The 20268-nt window shown below is 57.5% G+C and carries 17 protein-coding genes and 1 pseudogene; 14 read left to right on the top strand and 4 right to left on the bottom strand.

The genetic code is table 11. The features are described from left to right. Window positions 1-122: 122 nt before the first annotated feature. From RYB09_RS05495 to map, 4 genes and pseudogenes are all read right to left on the bottom strand, one after another. Window positions 123-967 (bottom strand): annotated as a pseudogene (locus tag RYB09_RS05495) (matrixin family metalloprotease). A gap of 133 nt (window positions 968-1100) precedes the next feature. Further along, on the bottom strand, window positions 1101-2294 hold the full coding sequence (gene dapC, locus RYB09_RS05490; RefSeq protein WP_316887626.1) for a succinyldiaminopimelate transaminase: 1194 nt from the start codon (window positions 2292-2294) through the stop codon (window positions 1101-1103). Between the two features lie 51 nt (window positions 2295-2345). Further along, entirely contained in the window at window positions 2346-5042 is a 2697-nt protein-coding gene (locus tag RYB09_RS05485; RefSeq protein WP_058399653.1) for a [protein-PII] uridylyltransferase, read from the bottom strand. A gap of 50 nt (window positions 5043-5092) precedes the next feature. Continuing rightward, on the bottom strand, window positions 5093-5875 hold the full coding sequence (gene map, locus RYB09_RS05480) for a type I methionyl aminopeptidase (RefSeq protein ID WP_316887625.1): 783 nt from the start codon (window positions 5873-5875) through the stop codon (window positions 5093-5095). A 312-nt stretch (window positions 5876-6187) separates the two neighbouring features. On the opposite strand from map, the gene rpsB reads away from it, so the two are divergent. The 14 genes from rpsB to lpxB all read left to right on the top strand — a co-directional run bounded on the left by rpsB (window position 6188) and on the right by lpxB (window position 20257). Then, a complete protein-coding gene (rpsB, locus tag RYB09_RS05475; RefSeq protein WP_002554730.1) occupies window positions 6188-6931 on the top strand; it encodes a 30S ribosomal protein S2 in 744 nt (247 codons plus the stop codon). A 190-nt stretch (window positions 6932-7121) separates the two neighbouring features. Next, on the top strand, window positions 7122-7985 hold the full coding sequence (gene tsf / locus RYB09_RS05470) for a translation elongation factor Ts (protein WP_005743432.1): 864 nt from the start codon (window positions 7122-7124) through the stop codon (window positions 7983-7985). A 205-nt stretch (window positions 7986-8190) separates the two neighbouring features. Continuing rightward, on the top strand, window positions 8191-8931 hold the full coding sequence (gene pyrH / locus RYB09_RS05465) for a UMP kinase (protein ID WP_003364856.1): 741 nt from the start codon (window positions 8191-8193) through the stop codon (window positions 8929-8931). Continuing rightward, window positions 8931-9488: a ribosome recycling factor gene (frr, locus tag RYB09_RS05460; RefSeq protein WP_004657953.1), complete on the top strand. Its 558-nt coding sequence runs from the start codon at window positions 8931-8933 to the stop codon at window positions 9486-9488. The genes pyrH and frr overlap by 1 nt, the downstream gene beginning before the upstream one ends. Window positions 9489-9504: 16 nt before the next feature. Further along, window positions 9505-10260 (top strand): polyprenyl diphosphate synthase, encoded by a 756-nt coding sequence (gene uppS / locus RYB09_RS05455; protein WP_002554726.1) that lies wholly within the window; start codon window positions 9505-9507, stop codon window positions 10258-10260. Then, window positions 10260-11075 (top strand): phosphatidate cytidylyltransferase, encoded by an 816-nt coding sequence (locus tag RYB09_RS05450; RefSeq protein ID WP_058399654.1) that lies wholly within the window; start codon window positions 10260-10262, stop codon window positions 11073-11075. Before uppS ends, RYB09_RS05450 begins: the two co-directional genes overlap by 1 nt. Continuing rightward, entirely contained in the window at window positions 11072-12262 is a 1191-nt protein-coding gene (gene ispC / locus RYB09_RS05445) for a 1-deoxy-D-xylulose-5-phosphate reductoisomerase (RefSeq protein ID WP_057402177.1), read from the top strand. Before RYB09_RS05450 ends, ispC begins: the two co-directional genes overlap by 4 nt. A gap of 117 nt (window positions 12263-12379) precedes the next feature. After that, window positions 12380-13732 (top strand): sigma E protease regulator RseP, encoded by a 1353-nt coding sequence (gene rseP, locus RYB09_RS05440; RefSeq protein ID WP_011169295.1) that lies wholly within the window; start codon window positions 12380-12382, stop codon window positions 13730-13732. A 74-nt stretch (window positions 13733-13806) separates the two neighbouring features. Next, window positions 13807-16182, top strand: coding sequence for an outer membrane protein assembly factor BamA (gene bamA / locus RYB09_RS05435; protein ID WP_032616028.1), 2376 nt, complete (start codon window positions 13807-13809; stop codon window positions 16180-16182). A gap of 45 nt (window positions 16183-16227) precedes the next feature. Next, on the top strand, window positions 16228-16731 hold the full coding sequence (locus RYB09_RS05430; RefSeq protein WP_002554721.1) for an OmpH family outer membrane protein: 504 nt from the start codon (window positions 16228-16230) through the stop codon (window positions 16729-16731). Window positions 16732-16733: 2 nt separating this feature from the next. After that, a complete protein-coding gene (gene lpxD / locus RYB09_RS05425; protein ID WP_058399656.1) occupies window positions 16734-17789 on the top strand; it encodes a UDP-3-O-(3-hydroxymyristoyl)glucosamine N-acyltransferase in 1056 nt (351 codons plus the stop codon). Between the two features lie 109 nt (window positions 17790-17898). Then, on the top strand, window positions 17899-18339 hold the full coding sequence (fabZ, locus tag RYB09_RS05420) for a 3-hydroxyacyl-ACP dehydratase FabZ (RefSeq protein ID WP_002554719.1): 441 nt from the start codon (window positions 17899-17901) through the stop codon (window positions 18337-18339). Next, entirely contained in the window at window positions 18336-19112 is a 777-nt protein-coding gene (lpxA, locus tag RYB09_RS05415) for an acyl-ACP--UDP-N-acetylglucosamine O-acyltransferase (RefSeq protein ID WP_002554718.1), read from the top strand. The genes fabZ and lpxA overlap by 4 nt, the downstream gene beginning before the upstream one ends. A gap of 2 nt (window positions 19113-19114) precedes the next feature. Then, entirely contained in the window at window positions 19115-20257 is a 1143-nt protein-coding gene (gene lpxB / locus RYB09_RS05410) for a lipid-A-disaccharide synthase (protein ID WP_058399657.1), read from the top strand. Window positions 20258-20268: the final 11 nt, after the last annotated feature.

Here is a 20268-nt window from a genome sequence, read left to right as displayed (position 1 = left end):
GTACGTGGCGCGATGGCTCAAATCCGGTTACTGGCGAGTTCCGCAGGGCTGTCGGCCAGCGCCCTGCAGGCACTGCTTGCGCGTCACTGCCTGACGATCAGTATTTTCTTTGCGATGTCCTGTCACCGCGTTTCAAACTTTGAGTTCTTCCGGTCCCCGTATATGGAGCCCATCACTTCGATGTCGTCAGGGCTGAGCGTCTTGCCTGTGTTGATAATTTCAAAGTCGCCAAGGGTCAGGCCGTTGGGAATATCGTAATGCATGACAGAATCACGGTCGTAAGCCGAATGGTAGAAATCAGCAGCTTCGTACTTGTCGAAAAAATTGGTATTGATTTCTTCGTCAGTCAATCCGGATTGCAAAAGCAGGGGGCGTAGAAGCGATTCGTTCCAGGGGATGTTTGCCTGAGGATGCTGGTGCTCGTGAACTGCTCCCAAGGCGTGCCCGAATTCATGGAGCACGATACGCGTCAAGTCCGGCATGGGTTTCAGCTCTGCCGTGTACAGCTCCTTGACGTTGAATTCCATGGTGGTTTCATTCTGCTCGGCCAACAGGGCATCAGGCCTATGGCGCTCCAGTTCAGATGTTCGTTGAAGCCGATTCGAATATCGCTGGCCCCGCCTGTCACAAACTCGAATTTCAGACTTATGTGAGGCAGCCACTTCTTCGCAGCGTCGACGATGGGTGTCGTCAGAATGGCAGGAGGGTCTTTCTGGAAAAGAATTTTCAGAGTCCGACCGCGTGCCCAGTATTTGCTGAACGACACCAGAAGACGTGCCATGCGCGTTGACTCCTCGGTGTCATAGCCTGTTTCTGATTCGTAAGTGGGAGTGATTGCCGCGTTGGCTGGGTTTTCGCGAATGGCGGTTTCGTACGAGGCTTGATGATTCGTTGCACTGCGCATGGCGCAGGATGCAGGCAGCTTTATGCCCTGTGTGGTGGGTGCGGACATGGGGTTGACCTTCATCGTAGTTCGCTTCCTTTCAGGAAGCCTGAAAAATGAAGGTTGAAGGTACGTTTGTGCAGGGTGTAGCAGGTGGTAACTAATTACCCCGCCGCACAACGCAGGCGGCGGGGCTGTATTCCTGAAGCTTGGCTTTTTATTTGCTCAGGAATGCGCGGATACGTTCGGCGGCTTCGACGCACTCGGCCAAAGGTGCCACGAGCGCCAGGCGAACCCGGCCGGCACCCGGGTTGACGCCATCCACTTCGCGGGAAAGGTATGAACCCGGTACTGCAGTCACATGCTGATCGATGAACAGGTCTCGGCAAAATGCAGCATCATCGGTGCCGACATTCGGCCATAGGTAAAAACCCCCGTCCGGGCGCTGGACGTCGAGCACTGGCGCGAGGATGTCGAGCACGGCATCGAATTTTTCACGGTACAAGTCCCGGTTCGCGCGTACGTGATCCTCGTCATTCCAGGCAGCGATGCTGGCCAGTTGAGTCTGTACCGGCATGGCGCAGCCGTGATACGTGCGATACAGCAGGAAGGCCTTGAGAACGTCGGCATCACCGGCCACAAAACCTGAACGCAGGCCTGGCAGGTTGGAACGCTTGGACAGGCTGTGGAACACCACGCAACGCTTGAAATCCTGGCGACCCAGCTCGATGCAGGCGCTGAGCAAGCCAGGCGGTGGGGTCTGCTCATCAAAGTACAGCTCGCTGTAGCATTCGTCCGCAGCAATGACAAAGTCATGTTCATCGGCCAGGGCGATGAGTTTTTTCAGGGTTTCAACCGGAATCAGTGCTCCGGTCGGGTTACCCGGCGAGCACAGGAACAGGATCTGGCAGCGCTTCCAGGTGTCCGCGCTGACTGCGTCGAAATCGGGGTTGAAACCGTTATCGCTCAGGCATGGCAGGTAGTGAGGCTGGGCTCCGGCCAGAAAGGCGGCGCCTTCATAGATCTGATAAAACGGGTTCGGGCTGATCACCAGGCCGTCATCGCTACGATTGACCACTGTCTGGGTGAAGGCGAACAGCGCTTCGCGTGTGCCATTGACCGGCAATACATTGCGTGCCGGATCGATCCAGCCCTGTGGTACGCCGAATCGACGGTTGCACCAGCCGGCAATGGCTTCGCGCAGCGCCGGGATACCCAGCGTGGTCGGGTAAACCGCCATCTGATCGAGGTTGTCTGCCAGTGTCTTGGCGACGAAATCGGGTGAGCGGTGCTTAGGCTCACCAATCGACAATGCAACAGGGCGCTTTTCCGGGTTGGGCGTTACGCCGGCCAGCAAGGCGCGCAGCTTCTCGAAAGGGTAAGGCTGAAGCAGTTGCATCGCGTTATTCATGTGGGGTGTTCCTCAATGGGCTGCGTTGAGTCGATTCGTTTGGCCGAGTGCTCATATGCTGATCCGCAAGTCATGGCCGGGCTCTGAGTTGACGCTCAGTTGCTTGACGATTGCGTCCTGCAACTGGCTGCACAACTGTGGGTCGGACAGCGGATGATTGTTCGCGTCGGTGATGAAGAACACGTCTTCCACGCGTTCGCCCAGGGTCGCAATCTTGGCATTCTGCAATGACAGATCGAACTCCAGGAAGATCTTGCCGATGCGCGCCAGCAGGCCGGGGCGGTCAGGTGCCAGTAGTTCAAGTACCGTCACCGGGCGCTGGGCGTCATTGTGAATGGTGACTTGCGGTGCGAAAGCAAAATGCTTGAGCTGGCGAGGCACGCGGCGCTTGATGATCGTCGGGTAATCATCCGGGTTGCGCAGCGCTTCGGTCAGGCCGTTGCGGATTTCCTGAACGCGTTCCGGATTGTCGCCGATCGAACCACCTTCGTTGTCGAGGACGATATAGGTGTCGAGGGTGAATTTGCTGCTGGACGTGATAATGCGCGCGTCATGAATGTTCAGGTTCAACTGGTCCATCGCCGCCACGGTCACAGCGAAGAAATCATGCTGGTCCGGGGCGTAAATGAATATTTGCGTGCCGCCCTCGAATTCCCGTTGTGTGGTTTCCTTGATCAGCACCAGCGGGCCGCCGTCGGCTGGCTGCTGCAGGATGGCATCGCTGTGCCAGGCGACGTCGCCAGCGGTGTGGCGCAGGAAATAATCGTCTCCCAGCGCTGACCAGAGTTGCTCGACATCGTCAGGGTCGGTGCCGTTACGTACCAGGATGTCCAGCGCTGCGGTCTGGGTGCGACGGATCTGCTCCTCGCGATCAACCGGGTTTTCCAGGCCACGGCGCAAGGCGCGCTTGGTCTCGGTGTACAACTGGCGCAGCAGGCTGGCGCGCCACGAATTCCAGAGGGTCGGGTTGGTCGCGTTGATGTCGGCAACGGTCAGCACATACAGATAGTCCAGATGCACTTCGTCGCCAACGAACTGGGCGAAATCGTGGATGACCTGTGGATCTGAAAGGTCCTTGCGCTGTGCGGTGGTCGACATGACCAGATGGTTGCTCACCAGCCAGACAATAAGGCGGGTGTCCCAGTCGGGCAGATGATGGCGCGTACCGAACGCCTGTGCATCTATTGCGCCCAGCTCAGAGTGATCGCCGCCGCGGCCCTTGCCAATGTCGTGGTACAGCCCGGCCAGGTAGATCAGCTCCGGCTTTGGCAGGCGAGCCATGATTTTGCTGGCCAGCGGAAATTTTTCGGAGACTTCGGTGTATTGCAGCTTGCGCAGGTGCTTGATCAGATTCAGCGTGTGCGCATCGACGGTATAGATGTGGAACAGGTCGTGCTGCATCTGCCCGACGATATGGCCGAATTCCGGCAGATACAGCCCGAGAATGCCGTAGCGGTTCATTCGGCGCAGGTTGCGATGAATGCCTATCTCGCACTTGAACAGCTCGATGAACAGGCTGGTGTTACGAATATCGTTACGGAAATCATCGTTGATCAGGTGCCGATGTTCACGCAGCAAACGAATGGTGTCGGCGCGCACGCCCTTTATCTCGGGATGCTGGGCCATGAGCACGAAGATCTCGATCATGGCAAATGGGGTGCGCTTGAAGACGTTCGGGTTGGTGGCTTCTATATAGCCGTCGTGCAGCTGGAAGCGCGAATTGATCGGCTGTGCTGTGCCGCTGTCGTCGGAAAGAATCACTTCTTCGAAATGCTGGATGATCAGATCGCTGAGTTCGGCGATGCTCATGACCACGCGGTAATACTTCTGCATGAAACGCTCTATGGCCAGCTTTGCATCGTTGTCTTCATAGCCCAGCAAGCCTGCGATGCGGACCTGATAATCGAACAGAAGCCGGTCCTCGGAGCGTCCCGCCAGCATGTGCAGCGCGTAACGCACCTTCCACAAAAACTCCTGAGAGGAGGCGAGCAGGGCGTTTTCGCTGCCCAGCAGGAAGCCTTCGCCTGCCAGTGCGTGCAGATTCAGCGTGCCATACTGGCGTCGCGCAACCCACAGAATGGTCTGAATGTCGCGCAGGCCGCCGGGCGATCCCTTGACGTTGGGTTCCAGGTTGTATTCGGTATCGTTGTACTTGTGATGACGCTTTTTCTGTTCGGCGTGCTTGGCAAGGAAGAACTCCTTGCTAGGCCACATGTGCTCGGTGCTGGTGACTTCCAGCATGCGCTGGCGCAGATGCTCGGGGCCGGCGATGGTGCGGCTTTCCATCAGGTTGGTGATGACAGTCAGGTCGGCACGGCCTTCCTGCGCACATTCATTGACGGAGCGCACGCTTTGCCCGACCTCCAGGCCGATGTCCCAGAGCAGCGTCAGAAACCGCTCGATAGGTTCGCGAAAAACTTCGTGGTCATCACTGTCCAGCAGGATCAGCAGATCAATGTCAGAGTACGGGTGCAGCTCGCCGCGCCCGTAGCCGCCCACTGCAAGCAGGGCGATATCGGCGTCTTCGCTCCATTCGAACTGATCCCAGGCCTTCTGCAGGATGTTATCCACAAACCATGCCCGGTCTTCGATCAGTCGCCGAATGTCGCGCCCCGACTTGAAGCGATCATCGAGGACGTCTTTCGCCCTGCGGATAGCCTTCTTGAACGCAGCGATGGGGCTGGCTTTCAAGGCCAGTTCGGCCTGGAACTGGCCACGATCGAACAAGTCTGGATCTACTTGCGGCATGGAGCAGTATTCCTCACGTCGGGTCGGGTGTTCAGTCGTGCAGCCTCCGGTCAGGGGGCTTTTTGTGCAATAGTGTCGTCGCTGCGTAAAGTGAAGATTTCGTAACCGTCGGCGGTTACCAGCAGCGTGTGCTCCCATTGCGCCGAGAGCTTGCGGTCCTTGGTGATCGCCGTCCAGCCATCGCCAAGAATCTTGGTTTCAGGGCGTCCCTGGTTGATCATCGGCTCGATGGTGAAGGTCATGCCTTCCTGCAGCTCGATACCGGTTCCGGCCTCGCCGAAGTGCATGACCTGCGGCTCCTCATGAAACACCTTGCCGATGCCGTGACCACAGAACTCCCGAACAACGGAGAAGCCGTTCTTTTCAGCGTGTTTCTGAATAACCGCGCCGATGTCACCCAGGCGAGTGCCGGGTTTGACGATTTCGATGGCCTTGTACAGGCATTCCTGAGTCACTTTCGACAGGCGCTCGGCCCATACCGGAACGGTGCCGACATGGAACATTCTGCTGGTGTCTCCGTGGTACCCGTCCTTTATGACGGTAACGTCAATGTTGAGCGAGTCGCCGTTCTTCAGCTTCTTGTCGCTCGGGATGCCGTGGCAGACCACCTGATTGATCGAGGTGCAGATCGACTTGGGGAAGCCTTTGTAGTTCAGCGGGGCAGGGATCGCCTGTTGCTCGTTGACGATGTAATCGTGGCAGAGGCGGTCCAGCTCTTCGGTGGTCACACCGGGCTTTACGTGAGGCGTTATCATTTCCAGTACATCGGCGGCCAGGCGACCGGCGATGCGCATCTTTTCGATGTCTTCCGGGGTTTTGAGGGTGATGGTCATACAGAATCTCTCGGCGTGGCTGGCACGCGGTTGGTGCGCAAAGGCGCAATTCTATCAGACCGCCAGTGCCGGGTAATCATCGCTTCCTTCTATAGGCAACGGATGCCGCTTTAAAAGCACCGCAAAACAAGAACTTGATGGGAGTTCCGTTCTCTTCCCTTTTGTGATATAAAATGCGCCGCTTTCCAAGGTCCGCCCTTGAAGCACAAACCCACACACGTGTCGACACGATGACCTGGGTGCCCTTGGCAGATGCCATTGGTTGGTCATTGGGATACGTGGAGGCCTAACCCGACTTATCAAGGAACTATCATGTCCCAAGTCAATATGCGCGATATGCTGAAGGCCGGTGTGCACTTCGGTCACCAAACCCGTTACTGGAACCCGAAAATGGGTAAGTACATTTTCGGCGCGCGTAACAAGATTCACATCATCAACCTTGAAAAAACCCTGCCTATGTTCAACGAAGCTCTGACTTTCGTTGAGCGCCTGGCTTCGGGCAAAAACAAGATTCTGTTCGTCGGCACCAAGCGTTCCGCTGGCAAGATCGTTGCTGAAGAAGCAGCACGTTGCGGTTCGCCGTACGTCGACCATCGCTGGTTGGGTGGCATGCTGACCAACTTCAAGACCATCCGTCAGTCGATCAAACGTCTGCGCGAGCTGGAAGTACAGTCCGAAGACGGTACTTTCGCCAAGCTGACCAAGAAAGAAGCCCTGATGCGCACCCGTGATCTGGAAAAACTGGATCGCAGCCTGGGTGGTATCAAGGACATGGGCGGTCTGCCAGACGCACTGTTCGTTATCGACGTTGATCACGAGCGCATCGCGATCACTGAAGCCAACAAGCTGGGCATCCCGGTTATCGGCGTTGTCGATACCAACAGCAGCCCGGAAGGCGTTGACTACATCATCCCGGGCAACGATGACGCCATTCGCGCCATCCAGCTGTACATGGGTTCGATGGCTGACGCTGTTATCCGTGGCCGTAACAATGTTGCTGGCGGCACCGACGTATTCGTCGAAGAAGCTCCAGCTGCAGCTGCTGTAGAAGGCTGAGTACAAACGCCTGGCGTTTACTCAGTACGCGAAAAGGGGGCTTAGCCCCCTTTTTGCCACCTAGGAAATGATTTGTCGGTCTGTAGCCATGACCTTGCTGTCATGTGTTGCTGCCACCCTGATTTTTCAAGAATTGCACGCCCGGCGAACCGGGTGGAATGGTTGAAGACCTATCCAAGAGGATTTTGAAATGGCAGAGATTACTGCAGCGTTGGTCAAAGAACTGCGCGAGCGTACCGGCGAAGGCATGATGGATTGCAAAAAGGCCTTGACCAAGGCTGGCGGCGACATCGAAAAAGCAATCGACGATATGCGTGCTTCCGGCGCCATCAAGGCCGCCAAGAAAGCAGGTAACGTGGCTGCTGAAGGCGCTATCGCCATCAAGGACGACGGTAAAGCCGCTGTCATCATCGAAGTCAACTCGCAGACCGACTTCCTGGCCCTGCAAGACGACTTCAAGGCTTTCGTTGCTGCAAGCGTCGAAAAAGCCTTCGCTGAGAAGATGACTGATGCCGCTCCGTTGATCGAAGCTCAGGAAGCTGCGCGTCTGGTACTGGTCGGTAAGGTTGGCGAAAACGTCAACATCCGTCGCCTGAAGCGTATCGAAGGTGATGTTGTAGGTACTTACCTGCACGGCAACAAGATCGGCGTAGTTGTTACCCTCAAGGGTGGCGACGTCGAGCTGGCCAAAGATATCGCCATGCACGTAGCGGCAAGCAACCCCGAGTTCCTGTTCCCTTCGGAAGTGTCTGCCGAAGCGATCGAGCGCGAGAAGAATGTCTTCCTGCAACTGAACGAAGACAAGATCAAAGGCAAGCCGGCTGACATCGTTGAGAAAATGGTTGGCGGTCGTATCACCAAGTTCCTGGCAGAAGCCAGCCTGGTCGAGCAAGCCTTCGTCAAGAACCCGGAAGTCAAGGTCGGTGATCTGGCCAAGAAAGCCGGTGCTGAAATCGTTTCCTTCACCTACTTCAAAGTAGGCGACGGCATCGAGAAGCCAGTTGATAACTTCGCTGACGAAGTGGCTGCACAGCTGGCTGCTGCCAAGCAGTAAGACGGTTTTTCAACTGTCGCCCCAAAGAGGCTGCCCGCTCACGCGTGCGGCCTCTTTGTCGAAAGAGAAAAGGAAATTTTCCTTGGAGATTGTGCTCACAAGGCTGCATTCTCCCGACGCTCGCAGAGCGTCAAGCTAAAGTAAGCGCAGGCTTGAAATAGCCGGCACAGATTTTTTTCAGAAAACGCCGCAGGAGAGATTCGCAATGGCTCAGCAGGGCAGTGGTTATCAGGCTCGCTATAAACGCATTCTACTCAAGCTCAGCGGTGAGGCCCTCATGGGCTCGGAAGAGTTCGGCATTGACCCCAAGGTGCTGGACCGTATGGCGCTGGAAGTCGGCCAGCTGGTCGGTATCGGCGTTCAGGTCGGTCTGGTGATCGGCGGCGGCAACCTGTTTCGTGGCGCGGCCTTGAGTGCTGCGGGCATGGATCGGGTGACAGGCGATCACATGGGCATGCTGGCCACTGTGATGAACGCCCTGGCAATGCGCGATGCGCTGGAGCGCGCTAATATCACCGCCATCGTGATGTCGGCCATTTCCATGGTAGGCGTGACCGATCATTACGACCGCCGCAAGGCCATGCGCCATCTCAGCTCGAAGGAAGTGGTGATTTTTGCTGCCGGCACTGGTAATCCGTTCTTTACGACCGACTCGGCTGCCTGCCTGCGAGCGATCGAGATCGACGCCGATGTAGTGCTCAAGGCCACCAAGGTGGATGGTGTCTACACTGCAGATCCGTTCAAGGACCCGAATGCCGAGAAGTTCGATCATCTGACCTACGATGAAGTGCTGGATCGCAAGCTGGGTGTGATGGATCTGACCGCAATCTGCCTGTGTCGCGATCACAAGATGCCATTGCGCGTCTTCAACATGAACAAGCCGGGTGCTCTTCTGAATATCGTCCATGGTGGCGCTGAAGGGACCCTGATCGAGGAAGCACAATAATGATCAACGAAATCAAGAAAGACGCTCAGACCCGCATGCAGAAGAGTCTGGAATCGCTGACCCATGCGTTCACCCGTATCCGTACCGGCAAAGCGCATCCGAGCATCCTCGGTGGTGTCATGGTTCCTTACTACGGTGCCGATACCCCGCTCAGCCAGGTGGCCAACGTCACCGTCAAGGACTCGCGTACCCTTCAGGTCGTAGCGTTTGAGCGCAATATGCTTGCCGCTGTCGACAAGGCTATCCAGAGCTCCGGTCTGGGCTTCAACCCGACTAACCTGGGTGAGCTGTTGCTGATCTCCATGCCGGCCCTGACCGAGGAAACCCGCAAGGGCTTCACCAAGCAGGCACGCGATGCCGCTGAAGACGCTCGTGTTGCTGTACGCAACATTCGTCGTGACGCCCTGAGCCAGTTGAAAGATCTGGTCAAGGAGAAGGAAATCAGCGAAGACGAAGAGCGTCGTGCGGCTGACGACGTGCAAAAGCTGACCGACAAGTTCGTTGCGGAAATCGAAGTTGCGGTCAAGCAGAAAGAAGCTGATCTGATGGCTGTTTAAGGTTTCGGACGCTTTCATGGAAAAGATAAAACCGGCCGTGCCGTCTTCGGTACCGCGCCATGTCGCGATTATCATGGATGGTAATAATCGCTGGGCCAAGAAGCGCCTGCTGCCAGGCGTCGCTGGCCATAAGGCGGGCGTCGACGCTGTGCGTGCCGTTATCGAGGTGTGTGCCGAAGCCAAGGTCGAGGTGCTGACACTGTTCGCGTTCTCCAGTGAAAACTGGCAGCGCCCGGCCGAAGAGGTTGGTGCGCTGATGGAGCTTTTCTTCACGGCGCTACGCCGCGAAACCAAGCGCCTGAACGAGAACGACATCAGCCTGCGGATCATTGGCGATCGCTCGCGCTTTCATCCCGAGCTGCAGGCTGCAATGCGCGAGGCGGAAGTGCGCACATCCGGCAACAGCCGTTTCGTGCTGCAGATCGCTGCCAACTACGGTGGGCAGTGGGACATCGCACAGGCTGCCCAGCGGCTGGCGCGCGAGGTTCAGGCCGGGCACCTGCAGCCGGAGGATATTACTCCCGAGCTGCTGCAGACCTGTCTGGCAACGGGCGATCTGCCGTTGCCGGACTTGTGCATCCGCACCGGTGGCGAACACCGCATCAGTAATTTCCTGCTTTGGCAGCTGGCCTATGCCGAGCTGTACTTCTCCGACCTGTTCTGGCCGGACTTCAAACACGATGCCATGCGCGCCGCGCTGGCAGATTTCGCTTCTCGCCAACGTCGCTTCGGTAAAACCAGCGAACAGGTAGAGGCTGGGGCCCGGGCTTAATGCTGAAACAACGGATCATCACGGCACTCATTTTGTTGCCGATCGCCTTGTGCGGTTTTTTCCTGCTGACCGGCATGTACTTCGCCCTGTTCATCGGGGTGGTTGTCGTGCTGGGTTCCTGGGAATGGGCGCGGCTCGCAGGTTTTGCTGCGCAGTCGATGCGCATCGGTTATGCGGCTGTGGTCGCAATTCTGCTATTCCTCATGTATCTGCTGCCAGGGCTGGAGCCCTGGGTGCTCGTCGCAGCCGTCATCTGGTGGGGCGTGGCGACCTTTCTGGTCCTTACCTATCCGGACTCCAGCAACCACTGGGCAAGCGCGGCCTGCAAGCTGGTGATCGGTCTTTTGATTTTGCTGCCTGCCTGGCAGGGGTTGGTGCTGATCAAGCAGTGGCCGCTGGGTAACTGGCTGATTCTGTCGGTGATGGTGCTGGTATGGGCTGCCGACATTGGTGCCTATTTCTCCGGCAAGGCGTTCGGCAAGCGCAAGCTGGCCCCCAAGGTAAGTCCGGGCAAGAGTTGGGAAGGCGTATACGGCGGTCTGGCAGTCAGTCTGGGCATTACGGCCGCTGTGGGTGTTTCTCGCGACTGGACCGTTGCTCAGTTCATCGCCGGGCTGCTTGGCGCTGCTGTGATTGTGTTCATCTCCGTAATTGGCGACCTGACTGAAAGCATGTTCAAGCGCCAGTCAGGGGTCAAGGACAGCAGCAACCTGCTGCCTGGGCACGGCGGCGTGCTGGATCGTATCGACAGCCTTACTGCGGCCATTCCGGTATTTGCGGTTCTGCTCTGGGCCGCTGACTGGGGTGTCATGTGAGTGGGCCGCAACACATCACCATTCTGGGTGCCACAGGCTCTATCGGTCTGAGCACTCTGGATGTCGTCGCACGTCATCCTTCTCTTTATCAGGTATTCGCGCTTACGGGCTTCAGTCGTCTCGATGAGTTGCTGGCCCTGTGCGTCCGGCATACCCCGCAATACGCTGTGGTTCCCGATCAGGTCGCCGCCCGTAAATTGCAGGACGACCTCGCTGCGGCCGGGCTCGACACCCGGGTACTGGTAGGCGAGGGTGGTCTGTGTGAAGTAGCCGCGCACCCGCGCGTCGACGCAGTCATGGCCGCCATTGTCGGCGCTGCCGGTCTGCGCCCGACCCTGGCTGCGGTCGAGGCGGGCAAGAAGGTCTTGCTGGCCAACAAGGAAGCGCTGGTCATGTCCGGTGACCTGTTTATGCAGGCTGTTCGGCAGAGCGGCGCAGTGCTGCTGCCCATCGACAGTGAGCACAATGCGATTTTCCAGTGCCTGCCCGGCGATTTTGCTCGCGGGCTTGGTGCTGTGGGTGTCCGGCGGATCATGTTGACGGCCTCGGGCGGACCGTTCCGCGAAACCCCGCTCGAACAGTTGCAGAATGTGACGCCCGAACAGGCCTGCGCGCATCCTGTCTGGTCGATGGGTCGCAAGATTTCCGTTGATTCGGCGACCATGATGAACAAGGGCCTTGAGCTGATCGAAGCCTGCTGGCTGTTCGACGCACGTCCGGATCAGGTCGAGGTGGTCATCCATCCGCAGAGCGTGATCCACTCGCTGGTCGATTATGTTGATGGCTCTGTACTCGCTCAATTGGGCAATCCCGACATGCGTACGCCCATCGCCAATGCACTGGCCTGGCCTGCACGTGTAGACTCTGGTGTTGCGCCTCTGGATCTGTTCCGTATCGGCCAGCTTGATTTTCAGAAGCCCGACGAGGAGCGTTTCCCCTGCCTGCGGCTGGCGCGTCACGCGGCAGAGGCTGGAGGCAGTGCGCCTGCCATGCTTAACGCAGCCAATGAAGTGGCCGTCGCTGCATTCCTTGATGGGCGTATCCGTTACCTGGAAATCGCCGGTATTATCGAGGAGGTTCTGAATCATGAGCCTGTGACTGCGGTCGAAGGGCTCGACGCGGTGTTTGCCGCGGATGCAAAAGCGCGTTTGCTCGCGGGCCAATGGCTTGAAAGAAACGGGCGATAGCGATCTGATGACCCGTCAGGATTTGAATGAAAGGGTCGATGTGGTGCGTCAACGGCAGCTTTTGAAGTCTGCGATGATTAACACACTGGCCGACCAGTCGGTACCCGGAGAAGGCTGATGAGCGCTTTATACATGATTCTCGGCACCCTGATTGCGTTGGGCGTGCTGGTGACCTTCCACGAATTCGGCCACTTCTGGGTGGCCAGGCGTTGTGGCGTCAAGGTGCTGCGTTTTTCAGTGGGCTTCGGCACGCCTCTTCTGCGTTGGAGTGATCGTCAGGGCACCGAGTATGTGGTCGCTGCAATTCCGCTGGGTGGCTATGTCAAAATGCTCGACGAGCGCGAAGGCAATGTCCCGCCCGAGCTTGCCGACCAGTCGTTCAATCGCAAGACCGTCGGGCAGCGTATCGCAATCGTGATCGCAGGCCCGACAGCCAATTTCCTGCTGGCCATCGCGTTTTTCTGGGTGCTGGCGATGATGGGCAGCGAACAGGTTCGTCCGGTTATCGGCGCCGTCGAGTCCGGAAGCATCGCTCAACAGGCGGGTCTGACTGCCGGGCAGGAAATCGTCGCAGTCGATGGCGAGCCGACGTCGGGCTGGGCCGGGGTGAATCTGCAACTGGTCCGCCGCCTGGGTGAAAGCGGCACCATCGCTTTGAAGCTCAGGGATCAGGGTTCGACGGTCGACACGTCTCGTGAACTGGTACTCAATGACTGGCTCAGGGGGGCTGAAGAGCCTGATCCGATCAAGTCGCTGGGTATTCGTCCGTGGCGCCCGGCCTTGTTGCCCGTGCTGGCAGAGATCGACCCGAAAGGTCCGGCGCAGAGTGCCGGGCTTAAAACCGGAGATCGCCTGATTTCGATGGACGGTCAGCCGCTCAATGAGTGGCAGCAGGTTGTTGACCGGGTGCGCGAGCGCCCTGAGGCAAAAGTATCGCTGCGCATCGAGCGTGACGGTGTACAAATGGACGTCCCTGTAACCCTCGCCGCGAAAGGCGAAGGCAAGGCGGCCGCGGGTTATCTGGGGGCTGGCGTCAAAGCTGTCGATTGGCCACCGGAAATGCTGCGCGAGGTCAGCTACGGTCCTTTCGCCGCGATGGGCGAGGGGATAAAGCGCACGTGGAACATGAGTGTGCTGACCCTGGACTCACTGAAGAAAATGTTGTTCGGCGAGCTCTCGGTAAAAAACTTGAGTGGACCGATAACCATTGCTAAAGTGGCGGGCGCTTCGGCCCAGTCGGGCATCGGAGATTTTCTGAACTTCCTCGCTTATCTGAGTATTAGCCTGGGTGTTCTGAATTTGCTGCCCATTCCCGTCCTGGACGGGGGGCATTTGCTGTTTTATCTGATCGAGTGGGCGCGTGGTCGTCCCCTTTCGGAAAAGGTTCAAGGTTGGGGGGCGCAGATCGGTATCAGTCTGGTGGTGGGCGTAATGTTGCTCGCGCTGGTCAACGATCTGGGCCGACTGTAACGCTTTGCCGAGTTGCGAATCTGCCGCATTTTGCGGCAGTTTGTTTATTGCCAGTTGGAATAAGAAAGGACTTCATGAAACGTCTGCTGCTAACTGCGGTTCTTTCCGCACTGATGATCGCTGAAGTTCACGCCGAGTCCTTCACCATCTCCGATATTCGTGTCAACGGCCTCCAGCGGGTATCCGCCGGCAGTGTCTTTGGTGCGTTGCCGCTGAACGTAGGCGAGCAGGCGGACGATGGTCGTTTGGTCGATGCTACCCGTTCGCTGTTCAAAACCGGTTTCTTTCAAGATATCCAGCTGGGTCGCGATGGCAACGTACTCGTCATCAACGTCGTCGAGCGTCCTTCGGTTGCAAGTATCGAAATCGAAGGCAACAAGGCCATCTCCACCGAAGACCTGATGAAGGGGCTGAAACAGTCCGGTCTGGCCGAGGGTGAAATTTTCCAGCGTGCAACCCTTGAAGGTGTACGTAACGAGCTGCAACGCCAATACGTTGCCCAGGGCCGTTACTCTGCCGAGGTTGACGCCGAGGTCGTTCCACAGCCGCGCAACCGCGTGGGCCTGAAAATCAACATCAATGAAGGCACCGTCGCCTCCATTCAGCATATCAACGTGGTGGGCAACACGGTCTTCTCCGACGAAGACCTGACCGACCTGTTCGAGCTCAAGACCAGCAACTGGCTGTCGTTCTTCAAGAATGATGACAAGTACGCCCGTGAAAAGCTGTCGGGTGACCTTGAGCGTCTGCGTTCGTACTACCTCGATCGCGGCTATATCAACATGGATATCGCCTCGACCCAGGTCTCGATCACGCCGGACAAGAAGAACGTGTACATCACGGTCAACATCAACGAAGGCGAAAAATACAGCGTCAAGTCGGTCAAGCTCAGCGGTGACCTGAAGGTTCCTGAAGACCAGGTCAAGTCCCTGCTGCTGGTACAGCCGGGTCAGGTGTTCTCGCGTAAGGTCATGACCACCACGTCCGAGCTGATCACCCGTCGTCTGGGTAACGAAGGCTACACCTTCGCCAACGTCAACGGCGTGCCGACCCCGAACAACGAAGACCACACGGTTGACATCACCTTCGTGGTCGATCCCGGCAAGCGTGCCTACGTCAACCGCATCAACTACCGCGGCAACACCAAGTCGGAAGACGAAGTGCTGCGTCGCGAAATGCGTCAGATGGAAGGCGGCTGGGCTTCGACCTACCTGATTGACCAGTCGAAAACCCGTCTGGACCGTCTGGGCTTCTTCAAGGAAGTCAACGTCGAGACGCCACCTGTTCCAGGCACCGACGATCAGGTCGATGTGAACTACGCCGTTGAAGAGCAGGCGTCCGGTTCGATCACCGCCAGCGTCGGCTTCGCGCAAAGCGCCGGTCTGATCCTCGGTGGTTCGATCAGCCAGAACAACTTCCTCGGTACCGGTAACAAGGTCAGCATCGGCCTGACCCGCAGCGAATATCAGAGCCGTTACAACTTCAGCTACGTCGATCCGTACTACACGCCGGACGGTGTCAGCCTGGGTTACAACGCGTTCTACCGCACCACCAACTACGATGACCTTGACGTTGATGTTGCAAGCTACGCAGTGGATAGCCTGGGTGCCGGTATCAACCTCGGCTACCCGATCAGCGAGACCTCGCGCCTGACCTACGGCCTGACCGTGCAGCAGGATGAGATCAAGACCGGCAAGTACACCGTTGACGAGATCTTCGACTTTGTCGAAAAAGAAGGCGATAAGTACCTGAACTTCAAGGGCTCGATTGGCTGGTCTGAATCGACTCTGAACAAAGGCGTACTGGCGACCCGTGGTCACTCGCAAAGCCTGGTGTTTGAATCCACCTTGCCGGGCAGCGACCTGTCGTTCTTCAAGCTGGATTACCGTGCTCAGTACTTCCACCCGATCACCGATAACTACACCCTGCGTCTACACACCGAGCTGGGTTACGGTGACGGCTACGGTTCGACCTCGGGTCTGCCGTTCTACGAGAACTACTATGCCGGTGGTTTCAACTCGGTTCGTGGCTTCAAGGACAGCACGCTCGGTCCGCGTAGTACGCCGAGTAACGGTTCAAAACCCGGCACGTTGGCTGATCCGGACCAGGATCCACTGCCGTTCGGTGGTAATGCCCTGGTGCAGGGTGGCGTAGAAGTCATGTTCCCGTTGCCATTCGTCAAGGACCAGCGTTCCCTGCGCACCTCCGTGTTCTGGGATGTCGGCAACGTATTTGATACAAACTGCGATTCCAGCAGGAAGACAGCCAGTGGTAAAAACGTCGAATGCAACAACATCGACCTTTCCGGCATGGCCAGCTCTGTGGGTATCGGTGTCACCTGGATCACTGCGCTCGGTCCTTTGAGCTTCGCCTTGGCGATGCCGATCAAGAAGCCGGACGACGAAGCAGAAACACAGGTCTTCCAATTCTCCCTGGGTCAGACTTTCTAAGCGTCTGATCTTTGATAACGCAACGAATTTTGTAGGAGTTGTATTGTGCGTAAGTTGACTCAATTGGTACTGCTGGCAACCGTTCTGGTTGCAAGCCCTGCATTTGCCGACATGAAAATTGCTGTACTGAACTATCAGATGGCCTTGCTGGAATCTGACGCTGCCAAGAAATACGCTGTTGATGCCGAGAAAAAATTCGGTCCGCAACTGACCAAGCTGAAAAGCCTGGAAAGCAGCGCCAAGGGTATTCAGGACCGTCTGGTCAGCGGCGGCGACAAGATGGCTCAGCCTGAGCGCGAGCGTCTGGAGCTTGAATTCAAGCAAAAGGCTCGGGACTTCCAGTTCCAGTCCAAGGAACTGAACGAAGCCAAGGCAGTTGCTGACCGTGAAATGCTCAAGCAGTTGAAGCCAAAGCTGGATCAGGCTGTTGAAGAAGTCATCAAGAAAGGTGGTTTCGATCTGGTCTTCGAGCGCGGTGCAGTGATTGACGTCAAGCCTCAATACGACGTTACTCGCCAGGTCATCGAGCGCATGAACCAGCTGAAGTAACCATGAGCATAACCATCAAGCTCGGCCAATTGGCCGAGTTCCTTGGCGCTACGCTACGTGGCGACAAGGACAAGGACATCACCGGGCTGGCCGCTTTACAAGAGGCCGGCCCTGGTCAAATCAGTTTCCTGGCAAAATCTCAATACCGTAAATTTCTGGTTGATGCCCAGGCTGCTGCCGTGCTGCTCAAGCCCGCAGATGCCGACAGCTACACCGGAGATGCGCTATTGGTCCCGGATCCTTACCTGGCCTATGCGCGCATTTCGCACTTTTTCGACCCCAAGCCCAAAAGCGTGGCGGGCGTTCATCCGACGGCAGTGATTGCCGACGATGCTCAGGTTGATCCTGCCGCCAGTATTGGCGCTTTCGTAGTTATCGAGAGCGGTGCCCGTATTGCAGCCGGTGTCACCATTGGTGCGCACAGCTTCATCGGTGCTCGTTGCGAAATTGGTGAAGGTGGCTGGCTGGCACCGCGTGTAACGCTTTATCACGATGTGCGCATCGGCAAGCGTGTGGTCATTCAGTCGGGCGCGGTGCTGGGCGGTGAAGGTTTCGGCTTTGCCAATGAGAAGGGTGTCTGGCAGAAAATTGCACAAATCGGTGGCGTCACCTTGGGTGATGACGTCGAGATCGGCGTCAACACGGCGATCGATCGCGGTGCTTTGGCCGATACGCGAATTGGCAACGGCGTGAAACTGGATAACCAGATTCAGATTGCCCACAACGTACAGGTTGGCGATCACACAGCGATGGCTGCGTGTGTCGGCATCTCCGGAAGCACCATAATCGGCAAGCACTGCATGCTGGCCGGCGGTGTAGGGCTGGTGGGGCATATCGAAATCTGTGATGGTGTTTTCATCACCGGCATGACGATGGTGACGCATTCCATTACCGAGCCGGGTTCCTACTCGTCGGGTACGGCAATGCAGCCCGCTGCCGAGTGGCGCAAGAGCGCAGCCCGTCTGCGCAAGATCGATGACATGGCGCGGCGTCTGCAAAAGCTCGAAAAGGCTGTAGAGACAGTGACCTGCTCCGATAATCGCTCATCTGATGGCTGATACCTTTTTAATATCAAGCGTGCACAGTCGATAAACTGCCTCCTTGATGTAGAGGGGTGCTGCGCAGTCGCGACGCACCCCTAATCTTTACTACAGGCTTCCCCTCGAAATGATGGACATCAAAGAAATTCGCGAATATCTGCCTCATCGTTACCCGTTCCTGCTGGTGGACCGCGTGACCGAGCTGGATATCGAGAACAAGAACATTCGCGCCTACAAGAATGTCAGCGTCAACGAGCCTTTTTTCAACGGCCACTTCCCTGAGCATCCCATCATGCCGGGTGTGTTGATCATCGAGGCAATGGCACAGGCTGCGGGTATTCTTGCGTTCAAGATGCTCGACTCCAAGCCGTCAGACGGTACGCTCTATTATTTCGTGGGCTCGGACAAACTGCGTTTCCGTCAACCGGTTCTGCCGGGCGACCAGCTGGTTCTTGAAGCGAAGTTCCTGAGCAGCAAGCGTCAGATCTGGAAATTCGAATGCAAGGCTACAGTTGACGGCAAGGCGGTATGCTCTGCCGAAATCATCTGTGCGGAACGTAAACTATGAGTTTGATTGACCCTCGCGCAATCATCGATCCGACGGCCATTCTGGCCGACAACGTGGAGGTTGGCCCTTGGTCGATCATCGGAGCCGGTGTGGAAATTGGCGAGGGTACAGTCGTCGGTCCTCATGTTGTCCTCAAGGGACCAACCAGGATCGGCAAGCACAATCGCATCTACCAGTTCTCATCGGTGGGCGAAGACACGCCTGATCTGAAGTACAAGGGCGAGGAAACCCGTCTTGTCATCGGCGATCACAACGTGATCCGTGAAGGCGTGACCATCCACCGCGGGACTGTTCAGGACCGTGCTGAAACCACGCTCGGCGATCACAACCTGATCATGGCTTATGCGCACATCGGCCATGACAGTGTGATCGGCAACCACGTGATTCTGGTCAATAACACCGCACTGGCAGGCCACGTTCATGTCGATGACTGGGCCATCCTGTCCGGTTTTACCCTTGTGCATCAGTTCTGCCACATCGGTGCGCACAGCTTTTCCGGCATGGGTACGGCCATTGGCAAGGACGTTCCGGCGTTCGTGACGGTGTTTGGCAACCCTGCCGAGGCGCGCAGTATGAATTTCGAAGGCATGCGCCGTCGTGGTTTTTCCGAAGAAGCCATTCATGCGCTGCGCAGAGCCTACAAGACGGTCTATCGTCAGGGGCTGACCATCGCGCAGGCGGCGGCCGACCTTGCTGAGCCGGCGGCGCAGTTCCCTGAAGTGGCCGTATTCCTTCAGTCTATCCAGACGTCGACCCGCGGTATCATTCGCTAATCATGACCAAGCCATTATGTATCGCTCTGGTCGCTGGTGAAGCATCCGGCGATATCCTCGGGTCCGGCCTGATGCGTGCCCTCAAGGTGCGCCATCCCGATATCCGTTTTATCGGCGTGGGTGGCCCGCTGATGGAGGCTGAGGGCATGCAGTCCTACTTCCCGATGGAGCGCCTGTCGGTGATGGGGCTGGTCGAGGTGCTAGGCAGGCTGCGTGAGCTGCTGGCCCGGCGCAAGCTTCTGGTAGAGACCCTCATCAAGGAAAAGCCGGACGTCTTCATCGGCATCGATGCCCCCGACTTCACACTCAATATCGAACTTCAGCTACGCCGCGCGGGGATCAAGACCGTGCACTATGTCAGCCCGTCAGTCTGGGCCTGGCGTCAGAAGCGTGTGCTGAAGATTCGTGAAGGCTGTGACCTGATGCTGACATTGTTGCCATTCGAAGCCCGTTTCTATGAAGAGAAGGGCGTACCGGTACGCTTTGTCGGTCATCCGCTGGCAGACACCATCCCTTTGGAGTCAGATCGCGCCGCGACCCGCGCTGGGCTTGGTTTTGCTCAGGAAGCGCCCGTTGTTGCGCTGATGCCGGGCAGCCGGGGCGGCGAAGTAGGGCGTCTGGGCGGGTTGTTTTTCGATGCTGCCGAGCTTCTTCTCGCGCAGCGTCCTGGCCTGCGTTTTGTACTGCCTTGCGCCAGCCCTCAGCGGCGGGTTCAGATAGAGCAATTGTTACAAGGCCGCAATCTGCCAGTCACGCTGCTCGACGGTCAGTCACATGTGGCGCTGGCCGCATGCGATGCGGTACTGATCGCCTCCGGCACCGCGACCCTGGAAGCCCTGCTTTACAAGCGACCGATGGTGGTGGCCTACCGTCTGGCGCCGCTGACCTTCTGGATACTCAAGCGGATGGTCAAAAGCCCTTACGTGTCGCTGCCTAACCTGCTTGCCCAGCGCCTGCTGGTGCCAGAACTGCTGCAGGATGACGCCACCCCCGAAGCGTTGGCCCGGACGCTGCTGCCGCTGATCGACGACGGTCAGGCGCAAACCGCAGGCTTTGATGCCATTCACCGTATTTTGCGCCGAGATGCGTCCAATCAGGCCGCTGATGCGGTGTTGAGCCTGCTCGGCCAGTCGTCTTCACTGTGAGGTCGCCCATC

Source organism: Pseudomonas syringae group sp. J254-4 (assembly GCF_032586855.1).
In the GTDB taxonomy this organism is placed as follows: domain Bacteria; phylum Pseudomonadota; class Gammaproteobacteria; order Pseudomonadales; family Pseudomonadaceae; genus Aquipseudomonas; species Aquipseudomonas amygdali.
The sequence above is the reverse complement of the archived record's forward strand: the minus strand, read 5'-3'. Positions and strand labels throughout refer to the sequence as shown.

Coding starts and splice junctions, on each gene's coding strand:
- dapC (WP_316887626.1), bottom strand. CDS start 2,294: ATGAATAACGCGATGCAACTGCTTCAGCCTTACCCTTTCGAGAAGCTG.
- RYB09_RS05485 (WP_058399653.1), bottom strand. CDS start 5,042: ATGCCGCAAGTAGATCCAGACTTGTTCGATCGTGGCCAGTTCCAGGCC.
- map (WP_316887625.1), bottom strand. CDS start 5,875: ATGACCATCACCCTCAAAACCCCGGAAGACATCGAAAAGATGCGCATC.
- rpsB (WP_002554730.1), top strand. CDS start 6,188: ATGTCCCAAGTCAATATGCGCGATATGCTGAAGGCCGGTGTGCACTTC.
- tsf (WP_005743432.1), top strand. CDS start 7,122: ATGGCAGAGATTACTGCAGCGTTGGTCAAAGAACTGCGCGAGCGTACC.
- pyrH (WP_003364856.1), top strand. CDS start 8,191: ATGGCTCAGCAGGGCAGTGGTTATCAGGCTCGCTATAAACGCATTCTA.
- frr (WP_004657953.1), top strand. CDS start 8,931: ATGATCAACGAAATCAAGAAAGACGCTCAGACCCGCATGCAGAAGAGT.
- uppS (WP_002554726.1), top strand. CDS start 9,505: ATGGAAAAGATAAAACCGGCCGTGCCGTCTTCGGTACCGCGCCATGTC.
- RYB09_RS05450 (WP_058399654.1), top strand. CDS start 10,260: ATGCTGAAACAACGGATCATCACGGCACTCATTTTGTTGCCGATCGCC.
- rseP (WP_011169295.1), top strand. CDS start 12,380: ATGAGCGCTTTATACATGATTCTCGGCACCCTGATTGCGTTGGGCGTG.
- bamA (WP_032616028.1), top strand. CDS start 13,807: ATGAAACGTCTGCTGCTAACTGCGGTTCTTTCCGCACTGATGATCGCT.
- lpxD (WP_058399656.1), top strand. CDS start 16,734: ATGAGCATAACCATCAAGCTCGGCCAATTGGCCGAGTTCCTTGGCGCT.
- fabZ (WP_002554719.1), top strand. CDS start 17,899: ATGATGGACATCAAAGAAATTCGCGAATATCTGCCTCATCGTTACCCG.
- lpxA (WP_002554718.1), top strand. CDS start 18,336: ATGAGTTTGATTGACCCTCGCGCAATCATCGATCCGACGGCCATTCTG.
- lpxB (WP_058399657.1), top strand. CDS start 19,115: ATGACCAAGCCATTATGTATCGCTCTGGTCGCTGGTGAAGCATCCGGC.